Below are 16138 nucleotides of genomic sequence, written 5' to 3' on the forward strand. Positions count from 1 at the left end.
ACTTTCGTAGACGTATGCGTCATAGACATGAGTCACGACGAGACCGGGAGCGGCGGTGCGGGGGACGCCGCCGCCCGCTGGGGGTTCGGGACCCGCTGTGTCCACGCGGGCGGGCGTGACACGGCGGGGGTCGAGGCGGCCGCGACACCCCTGTACCAGACCACCTCCTACGAGTTCCCCGACGCCGACACCGCCGCCGACCGGTACGCGCTGGCCGACGACGGGGACGTCTACAGCCGTATCTCGAACCCGACGGTCGCCACGCTCGAACGCCGGCTCGCCGACCTGGAGAACGGTACGGGGGCGCTGTGCACCGCGTCGGGTATGGCCGCGTTCGACGCCGCCACGCTCGTCCTCGCCAGCGCGGGCGACAACGTCGTCTCCGCGTCCTCCATCTACGGCGGTACCCACGCCTACCTCAGCCACACCGCCCGTCGGCGCGGCATCGAGGCCCGATTCGTCGACACGCTCGACCCCGCCGCGTACGCCGCGGCCATCGACGAGGACACCGCCTACGTCCACCTGGAGACCATCGGCAACCCCTCGCTCGTCACCGCGGACGTCGACGCCGTCGCCGACGTCGCCCACGACCACGGCGTCCCCCTGTTCGTCGACAACACGTTCGCCACGCCCGCGCTCTGTCGGCCACTGGAGCACGGTGCGGACCTCGTCTGGGAGTCGACGACGAAGTGGATTCACGGTGCAGGGACGACGCTCGGGGGCGTCCTCGTCGAGGACGGGTCGTTCCCGTGGGCCGACTACCCCGAGAAGTTTCCCGAGGTGGGCGGCGAGAACCCCGCGTTCCACGGCGTCTCGTTCGCCGAGCGCTACGGCGACCGTGCGTTCGTCGAGACGGCCCGCCAGCGCGCCACCCGCTCGCTGGGCGACCAGCAGTCGCCGTTCGACGCGTGGGTCACCCTGCAGGGCCTCCGGACGCTCGCCCTCCGGATGGAACGACACTGCGCGAACGCCCAGCACGTCGCGGAGTGGCTGGCCGCCCACCCCGACGTGGCGTGGGTCACCTACCCCGGCCTCGAAGACCACGAGACGCACAGCACCGCCTCGCGCTACCTCGACGGTGGCTACGGTGGCGTCGTCGCGTTCGGTCTCGACGGCGGCTACGAGGCGAGCAAGCGCCTCTGTGAGGGCGTCGAGATGAGCCGCTTCCTCGCGAACGTCGGCGACGCGAAGACGCTCGTCATCCACCCCGCGTCGACGACCCACGCACAGTTGACCGAGTCCGAACAGCGCGCCTCCGGCGTCACGCCGGACCTCGTACGCCTCTCGGTCGGTATCGAGGACCCGGAGGACATCGTCGCGGACCTGGAGGGGGCGCTGTGAGCGAGCACGTCGCCCTCGGCTCCTTCGAGTTCGACTGCGGCCAGTCCATCCCGGAGCTCGAACTCACCTACGAGACGTACGGCGAGCGCGCGTCCGACGACTCGAACGTCGTCCTCGTCTGTCACGCGCTCACCGGGAGCCACAACGTCGCCCGAACGCCGGGCACCGCGGCTACCGACGCCGAGACGAGCGACGACACCTCCGCCGCGGACCAGGCGACGGCGTGGTGGCACGACGTCGTCGGCCCCGGCAAGACCATCGACACCCGTGAGTGGTTCGTCGTCTGTGCGACCGTTCCGGGGTCGTGTTACGGGTCGTCGGGACCGAACAGCACGAACCCCGAGACGGGCGACCCCTACGGCACCGACTTCCCGCCCGTCACCGTCGCCGACTGGACGCGGGCGCAGGCCCGACTCCTCGACCACCTCGGTATCGACACGCTGGCGGCCGTCGTCGGCGGGTCGGTCGGCGGGATGAACGTCCTCGACTGGGCGCGACGCTACCCCGACCGCGTCGAACGGGTCGTCGCCATCGCCACCGGCGCACGCCTCGACGCGCAACTGCTCGCGCTCGACGGTATCGCCCGCCGAGCCATCACCACGGACGACGACTGGCAGGAGGGTGACTACTACGGGACGGGCCGGGAACCGACCGAGGGACTGGCGCTCGCTCGCCAACTCGCGCACGTCACCTACCTCTCGAAGGACTCGATGGACGACCGGTTCGGTCGCCGGAGCGCCACCCGCGACACCGGGCAGGGCGCCGACTTCTCCAGTGACCCCGGCGCGGCGTTCTTCCCGTACCGCGACGTCGAGTCGTACCTCGACTACAACGCCGACCGGTTCACCGAGCGCTTCGACGCCAACGCCTACCTCTATCTCACCCGCGCGATGGACGAGTTCGACCTCGCGGCGGGCTACCGCGACGAGGCCGACGCGCTCGCCGCGTTCGACGGCGAGGCGCTCTGTCTCTCCTACACCGGCGACTGGCACTTCACCGTCGGGCAGGGCGAACGCCTCGCCGAAGCGTTCCGCGCCAACGGCACCGACGTCGCCCACCACGTCGTCGACTCGGAGTACGGCCACGACGCCTTCCTCGCCCACCCCGAGACGCTCGACGCGCCGCTCCGGGACTTCCTGAGCGACGGCGTGAAAGGCGGGTCCGTCCGCGACGACGGCGCGGAGCACGCCACCGACGAGCGACCGCGGTTCGCGCCGGTCCACGCCAGCCTCTTCGGGCAGGGGTGAGCGGCGCGGTCCGCTCGCCGGCGGACTGGACGACTACCGCCAGAAGACGACGACGCCGACGCCCACCAGCACCGCGACGGCGTACGCGGGATGGGCGACGAGCACCGCGCTCACGACGGCCGGCGAGACCGACCGGAGGGTCACGTCGGGAGCGCTCAGTTCCCGGACACGCATCGAGAGGACGGTCGTCGCCGCGATGGCCATCACCGCACCGGAGACGACGAGCGGCTTCGCGCTGGCCCACGCGAGGGCACGCCCGACGACGCGACCGGGGAGCGCGACGGGATTCATACTCGGGAGAACGTCACGGAGGAGGATAAAAACGCGTCAGACGCGCGGCGTCCGTCGGGACGGACAGCGGGTGGCCGTGGTGGCGCTCGACGGCCGTCTCAGTCCTGCTCCGTCGGGACCAACTCGAAGCTAACGTCGGTCGCGTTCTCGGAGTACTCCCAGAGGCGGCGGGCGGCGTCCCGGTCGTGCGAACGGTCGGTCGACTCGACGCGGGTCGGCCCGCCGCGCATCTCCATGAAGCCGTCCGGGCCGTAGTACGCCCCGCCGACCACGTCGGGCGCGGTGGCGGCGTAGAGCTGTGGGAGTGCCCCCTGCTCGGCGTCCTGTGCGACGATACGGTTGAGGAGGCCCATCGCCAGCTTCCGGAGGCGAGAGCCACGCATCTCCGGGCCACGGGCCTGGAGTTCGGTCGCGGAGTAGCCGGGGTGGGCGGCGACGCTGCTGGCGTCGGCGTCCGTGGCCTCGAACCGGCGCTGGAGTTCGTAGGCGAACAGCAGGTTGGCGAGCTTGCTCTGTGAGTAGGCGCTCCACGGGCCGTAGTCGGTCTCGCCGTGGAGGTCGCCGAAGCGCATCTTCCCGCCCGTGTGGGCGGTACTGGAGACGGTGACGACACGGGCGTCCTCGGCCGCGAGCAGCGGGTCGAGGAGCAGACCGGTGAGCGCGAAGTGGCCGAGGTGGTTGACGCCGAACTGCATCTCGAAGCCGTCGGCGGTCTCGCGGCGCGGAATCGCCATGATGCCGGCGTTGTTGACGAGGACGTCGAGGTCGTCGTGGCGGCGACCGAACCGCTCGGCGAACGACCGGACGGAGGCGAGGTCCGCCAGGTCGAGGTCGAGCAGTTCGAGCGAGGCGTCGGGCGTCTCGTCGCGGATGCGGTCGAGGGCGTCACGGCCGCGGTCCAGACTGCGACACGCGAGGACGACGTGGGCGTTCGCGGCCGCGAGCGCACGGCTGGTCTCGAAGCCGAGGCCGCTGTTCGCACCGGTGACGAGGACGGTTCGCCCCGACTGGTCGGGGATTCGGTCGGCGTCCCAGTTCATCGAACGGCACCCCACGCGGGGAGAGACGACTGGCGGTTCACAGGCACCGTTGAACCGTCCCGACGAATAGCGTATCGGACCGCTGTCGGCGGAACGACGGGGGGCGACTCACAGCAGTCCCCGCTCGGCCAGCAGGTCGTGGAGGTCGGCCATCGACGTGACGACCGTGTCACACGCCGGTTCGACCGCCGGTTTCGGGTCGTAGCCCACGGCGAGACCGGCCACCTCCAGCATCGGCAGGTCGTTCGCGCCGTCGCCGACGGCGACCGTCTCGTCCATCGGGACGCCCACCTCCGCGGCGAGGGCGCGAAGCGCGTCGTCTTTCGTCCCCTCGACGAGCGGGCCCTCGACCCCGCCGGTGAGCGTGTCGTCCGCGTCGAGGACGCGGTTGGCGACGACGGTGTCGACGTCGACTCCCTCGCGGGCGAGGGCGGCCTCGACACCGCGCTCGAACCCGCCAGTGAGGATGGCGACGTGGTGGCCGGCCTCGCGGAGCGCCGCGACGACGTCGGCCGCGTTCGGGCGCAACACGACGTCGCCGAACGCCCCGTCGGCGCTCTCCGTCGAGAGACCCTCCAGTAACGCGACACGCTGGCGGAGGCTCTCGGCGTAGTCGAGTTCGTCGTTCATCGCCCGCTCGGTGATGCGGGCCATCTCCTCGGCCGCTCCGACGCGTCGCCCGAGCAGGACCGTCATCTCCGAGTCCGACAGGGTGCCGTCGAAGTCGAACGCAACGAGCATACACCGCGTTCGGATGGAGGGGGCATACGCCCGACGGTCCACGCAGTTCCTGTCGAACGCGGCCGCCGGACCGTCCGAGCCCGGGCGTCGTCCTCACCTCCCGTTCGAGACGTCCTCGCACGTGAGGTCGGGCGGCGTCGAGTCCGTCGTGGGGGAGTCGACCTGCTCGTACAGTTCGATTCGGCCGGTCCCCGTCACCCTGACGAGCAGCCCGCGATACGAGAACGTCACCGACGCGATGTTCATCGCTCGCGTCTCGTCGTCCAGCAGACCGTCCAGGGCGTCCCAGTCGACCGTCTCACCCAGCGGCGGGGTCGACGCATCGCCCCGCCCGCACTCCGCTTCCACGAGGGTGACGAGCGTCGTCAGCAGTTCACCCTCACCGGGCGCGAAGGGGCCGGCCGCTACGGGGTCGTGCTCGGCGACTGCCGGCGGGTCGTCGCTCATTGATTCGTCGTAGTTTCTACTGATATAAACTACCACGGGCTAACAGATTAGGTGTCGTCCGCCCGGTGACGCAACCGACGGAGAACGGAGCGGCCGGCGACCGCGGAGCGTGGTCCGTGGTAACCAAGCGTGTGCAAGGATGGCCGCCGCCGCAAACGGTTATCCTCGGGGCCTGTGAGTGAGGGGCATGAAGGTACTGGTGACGGACCCCATCGCCGACGCGGGGGTAGACCGCCTCGGAGAGGCGGGGTTCGACGTGGTGACGGCGTACGACGCCGAGGGCGAGCGACTACAGGGACTCGTACGCGACGCGAACGCGCTGGTCGTCCGGTCGGGGACCCAGGTCGACGCGGCCCTGCTGGACGCCGCTCCGGAACTGGTCATCGTCGGGCGTGCCGGCATCGGCGTCGACAACATCGACATCGACGCCGCCACCGACCGCGGCGTCGTCGTCGCCAACGCCCCCGAGGGGAACGTCCGCGCCGCCGCCGAGCACACCGTCGCAATGGCGTTCGCCGCCGCCCGCTCCATCCCGCAGGCGCACATCCGCCTCACCGACGGCGAGTGGGCCAAGGGCGAGTTCCTCGGGACGGAACTCAACGGCAAGACGCTGGGCATCGTCGGCCTCGGCCGCGTCGGCCAGGAGGTCGCCAAGAAACTCGGTAACGTGGGGATGGACCTCGTCGCCTACGACCCCTACATCAGCGCCTCGCGCGCCGACCAGTTGGGCGCGGAACTGGCCGACCTGGAGACGGTCCTCGACCGCGCGGACTTCTGTACCGTCCACACGCCGCTGACCCCCGAGACGGAGAACCTCATCGGCGAGGCCGAACTCGACCGCCTCGCCGGTGGCTACCTCGTCAACTGCGCTCGCGGCGGCATCGTCGACGAACCCGCACTCGCCGCGGCCGTCGCCGACGGGACCCTCAAGGGCGCGGCGCTCGACGTGTTCGCCGACGAACCGCTCGACCCCGACTCCCCGCTGCTCGACGTCGAGGACGTCGTCGTCACGCCCCACCTCGGCGCGTCGACCGAAGCGGCACAGGAGAACGTCGCCACGAGCATCGCCGACCAGGTCGTCGCGGCCATCGAGGAGGAACCGGTCGTCAACGCGCTCAACGCCCCCTCGGTCGACCGGAGTGCGTTCCCCCGCATCCGCCCGTACATCGACCTCGCCGAGACCGCCGGCCGCATCGCCGTCGGCCTCTTCGACGGCCGTATCGACGACATCGAGGTCGAGTACGCCGGCGACATCGCCGAAGAGGAGGTCGACCTCGTCACCGCCAGCGCACTCCGCGGCGTCTTCCGGCCGCTCCAGAGCCGAGTCAACACGGTCAACGCGATGCAGATCGCCGAGGAGCGTGGCATCGACGTCACCGAGTCGAAGACCTCCCAGTCCGACGTGTTCCAGTCGCGCGTGAGCGTCATCGTCTCCGACGGCGAGGAGGACGTACGCGTCTGTGGGACGCTCTTCGCCGGCGACGACCCGCGTATCGTCCAGATCGACGGCTACCGCGTCGACGCCATCCCCCACGGCCACATGCTCGTCGCGCGTAACCACGACCAGCCGGGCGTCATCGGCCTCATCGGAACCGTCCTCGGCGACCACGACATCAACATCGCCGGGATGTTCAACGGCCGCGGGACCATCGGCGGGGAGGCGTTGACCGTCTACTCGCTCGACAGCGAGGTCCCCACCGACGTCGTCGACGAACTGGAAGCCGACGACCGCATCATCAAGGTCCAGTACCTCCACCTGAACGACGAGGGCTGAGAGGGGTTCGCCCGCGTGCCGGGACCGGACCCCCCTCCCGACACGTGCGCACCCGAACGTTCAAACCGGACGCCGAGGCCAGCGTCGGCCATGCAGTGAGAGTCGCTGTGAGTGGTTCCACGCGGCGTCGTGACCGCACCCCGGAAGGGAGTCCGACACGGCCGCTCACGGGAGGACGGTGTCGGCTGCTCGATCACTCCTCGTCGTTCCAGACGAGTTCCAGTCCCAACTCGGCGTCACAGCCGACCTCGCGGTCGGTGTCCTCGCGGGCTTCGGCGTCGTCCTGGTAGCCCCGGCAGTGGCCCTCCTGCAGGATTTCGACGACGTACGCCGGCGACCCACAGCGGGGACACTCCAGCCAGTGGCCGTCCTCGTCCTCGTGGAGCGCGTCCGGTTCGAGTTCCATCCGCGCGGCGTCGCTGTCGGTGCTCATACCTTCGAGAACTCGTGACACACGGAAGGGGGTAGGGCTTGCAACGTCAGTGACGACCCCGGCTACGGCAAGCGACGTCGGAGTCGTGCCGCGAGGCTCCCCGAACGGCCGTCGAGGTGTGCGAGCACCGCGTCGGTGTCGTTGGCGACCGGTTCGGGGTCCCGCCCGGCGAGCGCCGCCGCGTCGGGGTCTTTCAGCAGGTGGCCCGTCGTCAGACAGACCACGTCCTCGCCCGCGTCGACGACCCCGTCCTCGCGGAGGCGACGGAGACCGGCGACGCTAGCCGCGCTGGCGGGTTCGACGCCGACACCTTCGGCGGCGAGTGCGCGCTGGGCGTCGGTTATCTCGTCGTCCGAGACGGCCACCGCGGTTCCGCCGGTCTCGCGGATGCCCGGCAGCGCCTTCGGCGCGTTGACCGGGTTGCCGATGCGGATGGCCGTGGCGATGGTCTCGACCGCCTCCCAGCGGCGCACCTCGTCGGCGTCGTTCTCGACGGCCTCGACCATGGGGGCGGCTCCCTCGGCCTGGACGCCCGTGAGCTTCGGGACGTCGCCCGGCGCGAGCGCACCGGACTCGACGAGTTCGCGGAACGCCTTGTAGAGCGCGGCGGTGTTGCCCGCGTTGCCGACCGGCAGGACGATGCGGTCGGGGAACCGCCCCGTCTCCGCGTAGAACCGTTCGAGAATCTCGAAGCCGATGGTCTTCTGTCCCTCCAGTCGGAAGGGGTTGAGCGAGTTGAGCAGGTACGCCTCCCCCCGCGCGGCGAGGTTCTGGACGATGTCGAGACAGGAGTCGAAGTTGGCGTCGACTTCGAGGATGCGTGCACCGTGGAGCGCCGCCTGTGCGACCTTCCCGGCGGCGACCTTCCCGGAAGGGAGGAGAACGAGGGTTTCCAGCCCCGCTCGACCGCCGTAGGCGGCGAGCGCGGCGCTCGTGTTCCCGGTCGAGGCGCACGCGAGGCGGTCCACACCGAGTTCCCGAGCGACGCGAACGCCGACGGTCATCCCCCGGTCCTTGAAACTGCCCGTCGGGTTCATCCCCTCGTGTTTGATGCGGAGGTTGCGCACGCCCAGGTCGCCTTCCAGTCGCGGCACCTCGTACAGCGGGGTGTCGCCCTCCGGGAGCGAGACGCCCTCCTCGAACGGGAGGGCGGCCGCGTAGCGCCAGACACCGAGGCTGGTCGACTCGTCGAGAGCCGGGCGGGCGGGGTGGTCGCCGCCGGTGCCGAAGTCCGCGAACGTCGGGTAGTGCTCGTAGCGCGCTTCGAGGAGGCCGTCGCACTCGTCGCAGGTGTAGCGCACCGCGTCGAAGGGGGCGAACGACTCGCCACAGTCGATACAGGCCAGCCAGACGCCGTCGTCGGCCGCCTCGGGCGTCGTCTCCGAGAGTTCCAGTGTCGCCATTGGGTCTCCTGCGGGCGACGCGGGCAAAAAGCGGCCGGTCGATGCGGCTTCTGCCGGGCGGTCCGGTGACGCGTCGGAGCCTACTCGCCGAACTCGTCGATGCGATCGTGGACGTACGCCGACCACTCGTCGAGCGTCTCGTGCATCAGTACCTTCGCCTCGTCGAGCGGCGTCGCGGTGTACTGGTAGACGTGGCCGCCGCCGTCGAGCAGGCGTCGTCGCCGTTCGGCCAGCCCCTTCTCGCGGAGCGTCGACAGCGACCGGTTGACGTTCGACCGGTCGCGCTCGACCACCTCGGCGAGTTCGGCGACGGTCGTGCCGGGGTTGTCCAGTAGCGTGAGGTACGTCTCGGACTCGTGGCGCTGGATGCCGAAGACGCAGGCGAGCACCTCGGCGAACGGGGGAGCCTCGTCCACCATCAACTCGCGGAATCGGTTCGGACTCGGGTCCGGGTCCATAGGGGTCGATAGAAGCGACTGGCGAATAAAGCCACGTTACGTATCGGTCGCGTAGCCGTTGTTGACCATACACTGGCGCATCTCGTCGGCGGCGGTGTGCTTGTGAAGCCGTGTCGGCGTGTCACAGTAGTACGTCTCGCCGTCGAATCGCAGCGTCACTTCGTGCGGGTCGCCGAGGAACGTCGTGCTGACGACGATGCGCTCGCCGGCTTCGAGGCGGTCGAGGAGTTCGTCCGTCGTGTGCTCTCCCGCCTCGACCGTCGTCGGAGTACTCATCGAGAGGACGGTCGGCGGCCACGACTATCAGTGTTCGTTCGTCCCGGCCGCACGGATAAATCCGAGTCGTCTGTGCGTCTGTGTGTCACAACCAAGCACACGGGGTGGCGCTAATCCGTCGGGCAGTCACCCCACTGGTGCGATGAGTCAAGCGACAGCGACCAACACGACGACCAGCACAGCAACGAACACCGGATGGGTGACCGGCGTCGCCGGCGGTATCGTCGGCGCGGTGGTGATGGGTGCCCTGATAAGCCTCATGAACCCGCCGACCCTCCAGGTCGCCATCCCGAGCCTGTACACGCTCGCGCCGCCCGAGAACGGACTGCTGGGGTGGATCGTCCACGTCTCTCACGGCGCCGTACTGGGCCTCGTCTTCGTCGCCATCGTGAACGCGAGGGGCCTTCGCGGGTCGGTCGGTGGCCTCATCGGTGGTGGTGTCGCGTGGGGTGTCGTCACGTGGGTCGTCCTCGCCGCCCTGCTGATGCCGGTGTGGCTGGACGCGGTCGGGTCGCCGGCGAACCCGCCGTTCCCGAACTTCGCAATGCCCAGCCTGCTCTGGCACGTCGCCTACGGCGCGGTGCTCGGAACTGTCGTGGCCGTCGCCGACTACCTGTAACGGACCGAGCTCCGTTTCGACCGGCGGGAGGGAGACGGGGTCGGCGTCGAGGACTACGGCCCGCACTCCTCAGTCGAGTAGCCACGTCAACAGCGCCTTCTGTGCGTGCAGGCGGTTCTCGGCTTGCTCCCAGACGAGCGAGCGCTCCGATTCGATGACGGTGTCCGTCACCTCCTCGCCGCGGTGGGCGGGGAGACAGTGCATCACCGCCGCGTCGGTGCCGGCGAGCAGGGACTCGTTCAGTTGGAACCCGCCGTCCTCGAAGACGGCGAGTTTCTCGGCACGCTGGTCCTCCTGACCCATACTCACCCAGACGTCGGTGTAGACGACGTCGGCGTCCGCGACGGCCGCTTCGGGGTCGTCGGTCACCGTCGGCGTCGCACCGAGGTCGGTCGCCCGCTCCACGACGGCGTCGTCGATGCCGTACTCGGCGGGCGTCGCCACGGTCAGGTCCAACCCCGCGAGCGCCGCACCGACGACGAACGACTGCGCGACGTTGTTGCCGTCGCCGACCCACGCGACCCGTGCCTCGTCGCCGAACCGTTCGCGGATGGTCAGCAGGTCGGCGAGCGTCTGACAGGGGTGGGCGGCGTCGGTGAGGCCGTTGACGACCGGGACCGTCGCGTACTCCGCGATTTCGACGACGTTGGCGTGGTCGAACGTCCGGACCATCACGGCGTCGACGTACCGCGAGAGCGTCCGCGAGATGTCTTTGGCGGGTTCGCGGCCGCCGAGGCCGACGTCGTCGGGGCCGAGGAAGACGGCGTGCCCGCCGAGCTGTGTCATCCCCGTCTCGAAGGAGACGCGAGTGCGCGTCGACGGTTTCTCGAACACCATTCCGAGGGTCTGACCGGCGAGGAACTGGTGGGTGTTGCCCGCCCGCTGGGTCGTCTTGAGCGACGTCGCGCGGTCGAGAATCTCCGTCACCTCCGCGGGCGAGAGGTCGTCGATGTCGAGCAGGTGACGCGGGCCGGCCGCGTCCTCGTCACCGCTCTCGTCGGTCGTGAGGCTCATTCGGCACCTCCGAGGGTGCGGGCGACCGATTCGAGCACCGTCACCGAGCGGTCGAACTCCGCCAGCGAGAGACGCTCGTCCGGCGCGTGGTCGAGGTCCGAGTCGCCGGGGCCGTACGTCGCCATCGGGCAGTCCCACGCCTCGGCGTAGAGGTTCACGTCGGCGGTTCCGGTCTTCCGCAGGAGACGGGGGTCGCCGCCCGCCTCGCGGATGGCGACGCGGAACGCGCGAGCCACCTCCGTCCGGGGACTGGTCATCACGGGAGGAATCTCGTCGTGCCAGTGGACGCTCCCGCCGTTCAGTTCCCGCTCGACGCGCTCGCGGACCTCCTCGGTCGTCAGGGCGGGCGGGACGCGAAACTGGACGGCCATCGTCGTCTCGACGGCCAGACCGTCGTCGGTGGTGCCCCCCTCGACGGTCGTCGGCTTGGGCGTCACGCGCTCGAAGACGGGTGACCACTCCTCGCCCTCCGCTGGCGCGAACGCGCGCTCGACGCACGACCACCACTGGAGGGCGTCCTGAATCGCGTTGTTCTCCGGCCGGGAGGTGTGGCCCGACTCGCTGGTGGCGACGTACCGTCCCGCCACGAGGCCCCGATAGCCGAGTGTGATGCCGTTCCACCCGGACGGTTCGCCGTTGACGACGGCGTCGGGCGCTTCGCGGTCGGTGACGAGGTGGCGCGCCCCCCGCGAGTCCGTCTCCTCGCCGACGACGCCGACGAACGAGACGTCCGTGTTCACGGCGGCGACGGCCATCGCCACCAGCGGCCCCGTCGCGTCGACGCTCCCACGACCCCACAGTACGGGACCGTCCTCGCCCTGTTCCACTCGAACCGGAATCTCACCAGGGACGGTGTCGACGTGCGACGTGAGCAACACCGAATCGTCCGCAGGGGCACGGACGTTACCGACCTCGTCGAGCCACGCCTCGCGGCCGTGCTCCTCGAAGAACGCGACGAGCAGTTCCGCCGCTTCGCGCTCGTCGCCCGACACCGAGGCCGTTGCGACCATCGACTCCAGCAGGTCGCGTGCTTCCTGCGCCGAGACCGTCGCCGTCGTCGCGTTCGCGGTCGTCATCCGACCACCTCCGAGAGCGCGTCGACGACCCGCGTGCAGTGCTCCTCGTCGACGACGAGCGGTGGGAGGAGTCGTAACACCGAGCGACCCGCCGGGAGCGCCAGCAACTGGTGGCTCATCGCCAGTTTCGGGAGCAGGCGGTTCGCACCGCGCTTGACCTCGATACCGACCATCAACCCCTCGCCGCGCACCTCGCGGACGTCCTCGCCGATGGCCGCCTGCAACTCGGTCAGCAGGTGGTCGCCCATCGCGGCGGCGTGATTCGGTAAATCCTCCTCGACCAGCACGTCGAGGGTAGCGTTCGCGGCGGCGGCGACGACGGGACCGCCCGAGAACGTCGACCCGTGTGGGCCGGCATCCTCGGCGACCCAGTCCCGACAGAGCGTCGCACCCATCGGAAGGCCGCTGGCGACGCCCTTCGCCGTCGTGACGACGTCGGGGGTCACGTCGTGGTGTTCGACCGCCCAGAACGCCCCCGTCCGACCGAGACCGGTCTGTATCTCGTCGAGGATCATCGCCGCGCCGTGGTCGTCACACGCCTCGCGGACCGACTGGAGGTAGCCCTCGGGCGCGGGGTTGATGCCACCCTCGCCCTGCATCGGTTCGAGGATGACGCCCGCCGTCTCGTCGTCGACGGCCTCGGCCATCGCCGCGCTGTCGCCGTACTCGACGAACTCGACACCGCCGGCGAGCGGTTCGAACGGGTCGCGGTACTCGTCTTTCCACGTCGTCGCCAGCGCACCCATCGTCCGGCCGTGGAAGCCGCGGGTGGTGGCGACTATCTTCGAGCGACCGGTCGCGCTCCGGGCGAACTTCAGCGCCGCCTCGTTCGCTTCGGTGCCGGAGTTACAGAGCCACACCCGGTCGCAGTCGCCGGGGCCGAGCGACGAGAGGCGTTCGTAGAGGCCGTCGCGCACGTCGACGGGGTACGACCCCTGGACGTAGAGCAACTCGCCGGCCTGTTCCCGAATCGCCTCGACCACGTCGGGGTGACAGTGTCCGGCCGGCGTGACGGCGTAGGAGGCTCCGAAGTCGAGGAACGCCGTCCCCGAGTCGTCGTAGAGGTGGACGCCCTCGCCACGCTCGATGCGGAGCGGTTTCTCCGAGAAGACGAAGCTGCTCACCGTCCGGCCTCCACGGTCCCGGACTCGTCCACCTCGTCCACCAGTGCATCAGGGAGAATCGTCGTCCCCGCGCCGTCGAGCGCACCGCTGACGGGCGCGTCGGCGTTCGCATCGCCGATGGTGACGCTCGCCGCGCCATCTTCGAGTGCTTCGGTCGCGGCCATCACCTTCCGGGTCATGAACCCCTCGGCGGCGGCGGTGAGCGTCTCGTACGCGGTGGCCGAGTCCACCACGTCGACGACCGACTCGGGGTCGTCGAGGTCCGTGAGGACGCCGGGCACGTCCGTCAGGAGGACGAGGTCGGCGTCCAGCGCACCCGCGACGGCCGCCGCCGCACGGTCGGCGTCGGCGTTGGCCGCGAGCCACTGGTCTCCATCTTTCGCCAGCATCGGGACGGTCACGACGGGCGTGTAGCCACCTGCGAGCAGCGTGTCGAGCAGGTCCGAATCGACCCGTTCGACGGTCCCCGAGTGGTCGCCACGGCGAATCTTGCGCTTGCCCTCTTCGACGACGCGTACGGCGGACTTCCGGGGGCCTTCGAGCAGGCCACCGTCCACCCCGGAGAGACCGACCGCGTTCACGCCGGCGTTCTGGAGGCCGACGACGAGGTCGGTGTTGAGTTTACCAGGGAGGACCATCGAGAACACCGCCATCGTGCGCTCGTCGGTGAACCGTCCGACGACGCCCGACGGCGTCTCGACGTACTCCGGGTCCTCGCCGAGCGATTCGAGGGTGTCGTCCACCGCGGTCGAACCGCCGTGGACGACGACCACCCGCTCGCCGCTCTCGACGAGGTCCGCGACGTCGGCCAGCGCGCCCTCGGGGTTCACGGCACGCGCACCACCGATTTTGACGACGACCGTCACGTTACGGTGCCCCCACAGGGTGCAGACCCTGGAATTCGAGACCGGCCGTCTCCTCGATACCGAGTGCGACGTTGGCGGCGTGGACCGCCTGCCCCGCCGACCCCTTCATCACGTTGTCGATGGCCGAGAACACGACGATACGGCCGTTTCTCGGGTCGAGTTCGAAGCCGACCTCGGCGTAGTTCGTGCCCGCGACCGACTTCGGTTCGGGGTAGCGATAGACGCCACCGCCGCCCGAGACGAGGCGGACGAACGGTTCGTCCTCGTAGCGTTCGCGGAACGCCCCCCACAGGTCACCCGTCGTGACGCGTTCGTCGGGGAAGACGTGACACGTCGCGCTCGCGCCGCGCACCATGTCGACGGCGTGGACGGTGAACGCGACGCGGCCGACGAACTGCTCGATTTCGGCCTCGTGGCGGTGGCTCGTCGGCGCGTACGGCCGCACCACACCGGAGCGTTCGGCGTGCGAGGCGGCCGCCCCACCGCCCGCGCCGCCCTCCGAGGAGCCGACCTTCACGTCCACGACGGGGCGCTGTGAACCGAGGAGGTCGGCGTCCGCGAGCGGGAGCAGACCGAGCATCGTCGCAGTGGCGTTACAGCCACCCGAGGCGATGAGGTCCGCGCCGGCCAACTCCTCGCGGTTGAGTTCGGGGAGCGCGTACGTCGCGTCCGCGAGCAGTTCGGGACGCTCGTGGCCGTCGTACCACTCGTCGTACTGGTCTTCGGTGTTCAACCGGAAGTCAGCAGAGAGGTCGACGACGGTGTCGGCGGCGTCCCGGAAGTCGTCGATGCGCTCCATCGAGACGCCGTGGGGCGTCGCGGCGAACAGCACGTCGACCGAGTCGAGGTCGGCGGGGTCGGTAAAGCGCAGGTCCAGTCCGCGCAGGTTGGGGTGGGCGTGACCGACCGTCTTGCGCGTCGCCGACCGACTCGTGGCCTGTTCGAGGTCGAACTCGGGGTGGCCGGCGAGCAGGCGAAGCAGTTCGCCGCCGGCGAACCCGCTGGCCCCGACGACGCTCGCGGTGAGCGTCACGTCGTGGCCTCCACGGTCTGGTCGTCGCCCTCACCGTCACTCGCGGCGACGCGCGACTCCAACCAGTCGACGACCTTCGCAGGCACGTCCACGTCGACGGCGTCGTCGAGCGCCTTGAACTCGACCGTGTGGTTCACTTCGTGAATCGTGTATCCATCACCCGTCTCCATCAGGTCGACACCCAGGAGACCGCCACCGACGGCCTCGCTGGCGCGGGCGACGAGGTCCGCCACCTCGTCGTCGACCTCGAACGGTTCTGCCGTCGCGCCCTTCGCGGCGTTGGTGAGCCAGTGGTCCGACGAGCGGGTCATCCCCGCGATGGGGTCGCCGTCGGCGGCGACGACGCGGATGTCGCGGCCGGGTTTCTCGACGAACTCCTGGACGTAGAACACCTTGTGTTCGTAGTGGCCGAGCGTCGCCTTGTGTTCGAGGATGGCCTCGGCGGCGCTTCGGGAGTCGAGTTTCGCCATCAGCCGCCCCCACGACCCGACGACGGGTTTGAGGACGCAGGGGTAGCCGTACCCCTCGATAGCGTCGAGGGCGGCGTCGGTGGTGAACGCCACCGTGGTGTCGGGCGTCGGGACGCCCGCCGCCTCCAGCGCGAGGCTCGTCTCGGCCTTGTCCGCACAGAGTGCGGCCGTCTCGGCGCTGTTGACGACGGGCACGTCGTAGTGGTCGAGGAAGCGCGTCGCGTACTTGCTCCGACTCGTCGCCAGACAGCGGTCGACGACGACGTCGCAGTCGGTCAGTCCCTCGGGCGCGTCCGACAGCGAGAACTGCTGGTCGCGCACGTCGACTTTCGTCACCTCGTGGCCGCGCTCGCGCAGTTCCGAGAGCAGCAGCTTCTCGTCGCGCCGGATGCGCGAGTAGAGGATGCCGACGTTCACGCCGCCTCCTCCCCTGCGGTGGTCTCGCCGCTTCGGGTCGACTCACGTGCTCGGTCGGCGACGCTCAC

At 70.0% G+C, this 16138-nt stretch carries 18 protein-coding genes; 4 read left to right on the forward strand and 14 right to left on the reverse strand.

Annotated features, from left to right (window positions below):
• Positions 1-27: 27 nt before the first annotated feature.
• Together GQS65_RS07420 and metX are read left to right on the forward strand one after the other, a co-directional pair.
• Complete coding sequence (locus GQS65_RS07420) at positions 28-1341, forward strand: O-acetylhomoserine aminocarboxypropyltransferase/cysteine synthase family protein (RefSeq protein ID WP_158204018.1); 1314 nt, start codon at positions 28-30, stop codon at positions 1339-1341.
• Positions 1338-2588 carry a homoserine O-acetyltransferase MetX gene (gene metX / locus GQS65_RS07425; RefSeq protein WP_368279935.1) on the forward strand — a complete coding sequence of 417 codons (1251 nt, stop codon included), beginning with the start codon at positions 1338-1340 and terminating at the stop codon, positions 2586-2588. The genes GQS65_RS07420 and metX overlap by 4 nt, the downstream gene beginning before the upstream one ends.
• A 33-nt stretch (positions 2589-2621) precedes the next feature.
• On the opposite strand, the gene GQS65_RS07430 is transcribed toward metX, so the two are convergent.
• The 4 genes from GQS65_RS07430 to GQS65_RS07445 all read right to left on the reverse strand — a co-directional run bounded on the left by GQS65_RS07430 (position 2622) and on the right by GQS65_RS07445 (position 5107).
• Positions 2622-2879 carry a hypothetical protein gene (locus GQS65_RS07430; RefSeq protein ID WP_158204019.1) on the reverse strand — a complete coding sequence of 86 codons (258 nt, stop codon included), beginning with the start codon at positions 2877-2879 and terminating at the stop codon, positions 2622-2624.
• Positions 2880-2977: 98 nt separating this feature from the next.
• Positions 2978-3919: an oxidoreductase gene (locus GQS65_RS07435; RefSeq protein ID WP_158204020.1), complete on the reverse strand. Its 942-nt coding sequence runs from the start codon at positions 3917-3919 to the stop codon at positions 2978-2980.
• Between the two features lie 108 nt (positions 3920-4027).
• Positions 4028-4660: a phosphoserine phosphatase SerB gene (serB, locus tag GQS65_RS07440; protein ID WP_158204021.1), complete on the reverse strand. Its 633-nt coding sequence runs from the start codon at positions 4658-4660 to the stop codon at positions 4028-4030.
• A 93-nt stretch (positions 4661-4753) separates the two neighbouring features.
• Positions 4754-5107: a HalOD1 output domain-containing protein gene (locus tag GQS65_RS07445; protein WP_158204022.1), complete on the reverse strand. Its 354-nt coding sequence runs from the start codon at positions 5105-5107 to the stop codon at positions 4754-4756.
• 187 nt (positions 5108-5294) lie between these two features.
• Here GQS65_RS07445 and serA point away from each other — a divergent pair, with 187 nt between their 5' ends.
• A complete protein-coding gene (serA, locus tag GQS65_RS07450; RefSeq protein ID WP_158204023.1) occupies positions 5295-6881 on the forward strand; it encodes a phosphoglycerate dehydrogenase in 1587 nt (528 codons plus the stop codon).
• A gap of 193 nt (positions 6882-7074) precedes the next feature.
• On the opposite strand, the gene GQS65_RS07455 is transcribed toward serA, so the two are convergent.
• The 4 genes from GQS65_RS07455 to GQS65_RS07470 form a co-directional block, all read right to left on the reverse strand.
• Positions 7075-7314: a hypothetical protein gene (locus tag GQS65_RS07455; protein WP_158204024.1), complete on the reverse strand. Its 240-nt coding sequence runs from the start codon at positions 7312-7314 to the stop codon at positions 7075-7077.
• A 62-nt stretch (positions 7315-7376) separates the two neighbouring features.
• A complete protein-coding gene (gene thrC, locus GQS65_RS07460; protein WP_158204025.1) occupies positions 7377-8717 on the reverse strand; it encodes a threonine synthase in 1341 nt (446 codons plus the stop codon).
• 80 nt (positions 8718-8797) lie between these two features.
• Entirely contained in the window at positions 8798-9175 is a 378-nt protein-coding gene (locus tag GQS65_RS07465; RefSeq protein WP_158204026.1) for a helix-turn-helix domain-containing protein, read from the reverse strand.
• Positions 9176-9211: 36 nt separating this feature from the next.
• Positions 9212-9451 carry a hypothetical protein gene (locus GQS65_RS07470; protein WP_158204027.1) on the reverse strand — a complete coding sequence of 80 codons (240 nt, stop codon included), beginning with the start codon at positions 9449-9451 and terminating at the stop codon, positions 9212-9214.
• Between the two features lie 142 nt (positions 9452-9593).
• Between GQS65_RS07470 and GQS65_RS07475 the strand changes: the two genes are divergently transcribed.
• Positions 9594-10070, forward strand: coding sequence for a DUF6789 family protein (locus GQS65_RS07475; RefSeq protein ID WP_158204028.1), 477 nt, complete (start codon positions 9594-9596; stop codon positions 10068-10070).
• A 69-nt stretch (positions 10071-10139) separates the two neighbouring features.
• Here GQS65_RS07475 and argF read toward each other — a convergent pair whose 3' ends face one another.
• From argF to lysX, 6 genes are read right to left on the reverse strand one after another with little or no spacing between them, the layout of a single operon-like run.
• Entirely contained in the window at positions 10140-11084 is a 945-nt protein-coding gene (gene argF / locus GQS65_RS07480) for an ornithine carbamoyltransferase (protein WP_158204029.1), read from the reverse strand.
• On the reverse strand, positions 11081-12160 hold the full coding sequence (locus tag GQS65_RS07485; RefSeq protein ID WP_158204030.1) for a [LysW]-lysine hydrolase: 1080 nt from the start codon (positions 12158-12160) through the stop codon (positions 11081-11083). Before GQS65_RS07485 ends, argF begins: the two co-directional genes overlap by 4 nt.
• Complete coding sequence (locus GQS65_RS07490; RefSeq protein WP_368279938.1) at positions 12157-13284, reverse strand: aminotransferase class III-fold pyridoxal phosphate-dependent enzyme; 1128 nt, start codon at positions 13282-13284, stop codon at positions 12157-12159. Before GQS65_RS07490 ends, GQS65_RS07485 begins: the two co-directional genes overlap by 4 nt.
• Positions 13281-14150 (reverse strand): acetylglutamate/acetylaminoadipate kinase, encoded by an 870-nt coding sequence (locus GQS65_RS07495; RefSeq protein WP_368279939.1) that lies wholly within the window; start codon positions 14148-14150, stop codon positions 13281-13283. The genes GQS65_RS07490 and GQS65_RS07495 overlap by 4 nt, the downstream gene beginning before the upstream one ends.
• A 1-nt stretch (position 14151) precedes the next feature.
• Positions 14152-15183 carry an N-acetyl-gamma-glutamyl-phosphate reductase gene (gene argC, locus GQS65_RS07500; RefSeq protein WP_368279940.1) on the reverse strand — a complete coding sequence of 344 codons (1032 nt, stop codon included), beginning with the start codon at positions 15181-15183 and terminating at the stop codon, positions 14152-14154.
• Positions 15180-16070, reverse strand: coding sequence for a lysine biosynthesis protein LysX (gene lysX, locus GQS65_RS07505; RefSeq protein WP_368279941.1), 891 nt, complete (start codon positions 16068-16070; stop codon positions 15180-15182). The genes argC and lysX overlap by 4 nt, the downstream gene beginning before the upstream one ends.
• Between the last annotated feature and the right edge of the window lie 68 nt (positions 16071-16138).

Source organism: Halomarina oriensis (assembly GCF_009791395.1).
Classification (GTDB): domain Archaea; phylum Halobacteriota; class Halobacteria; order Halobacteriales; family Haloarculaceae; genus Halomarina; species Halomarina oriensis.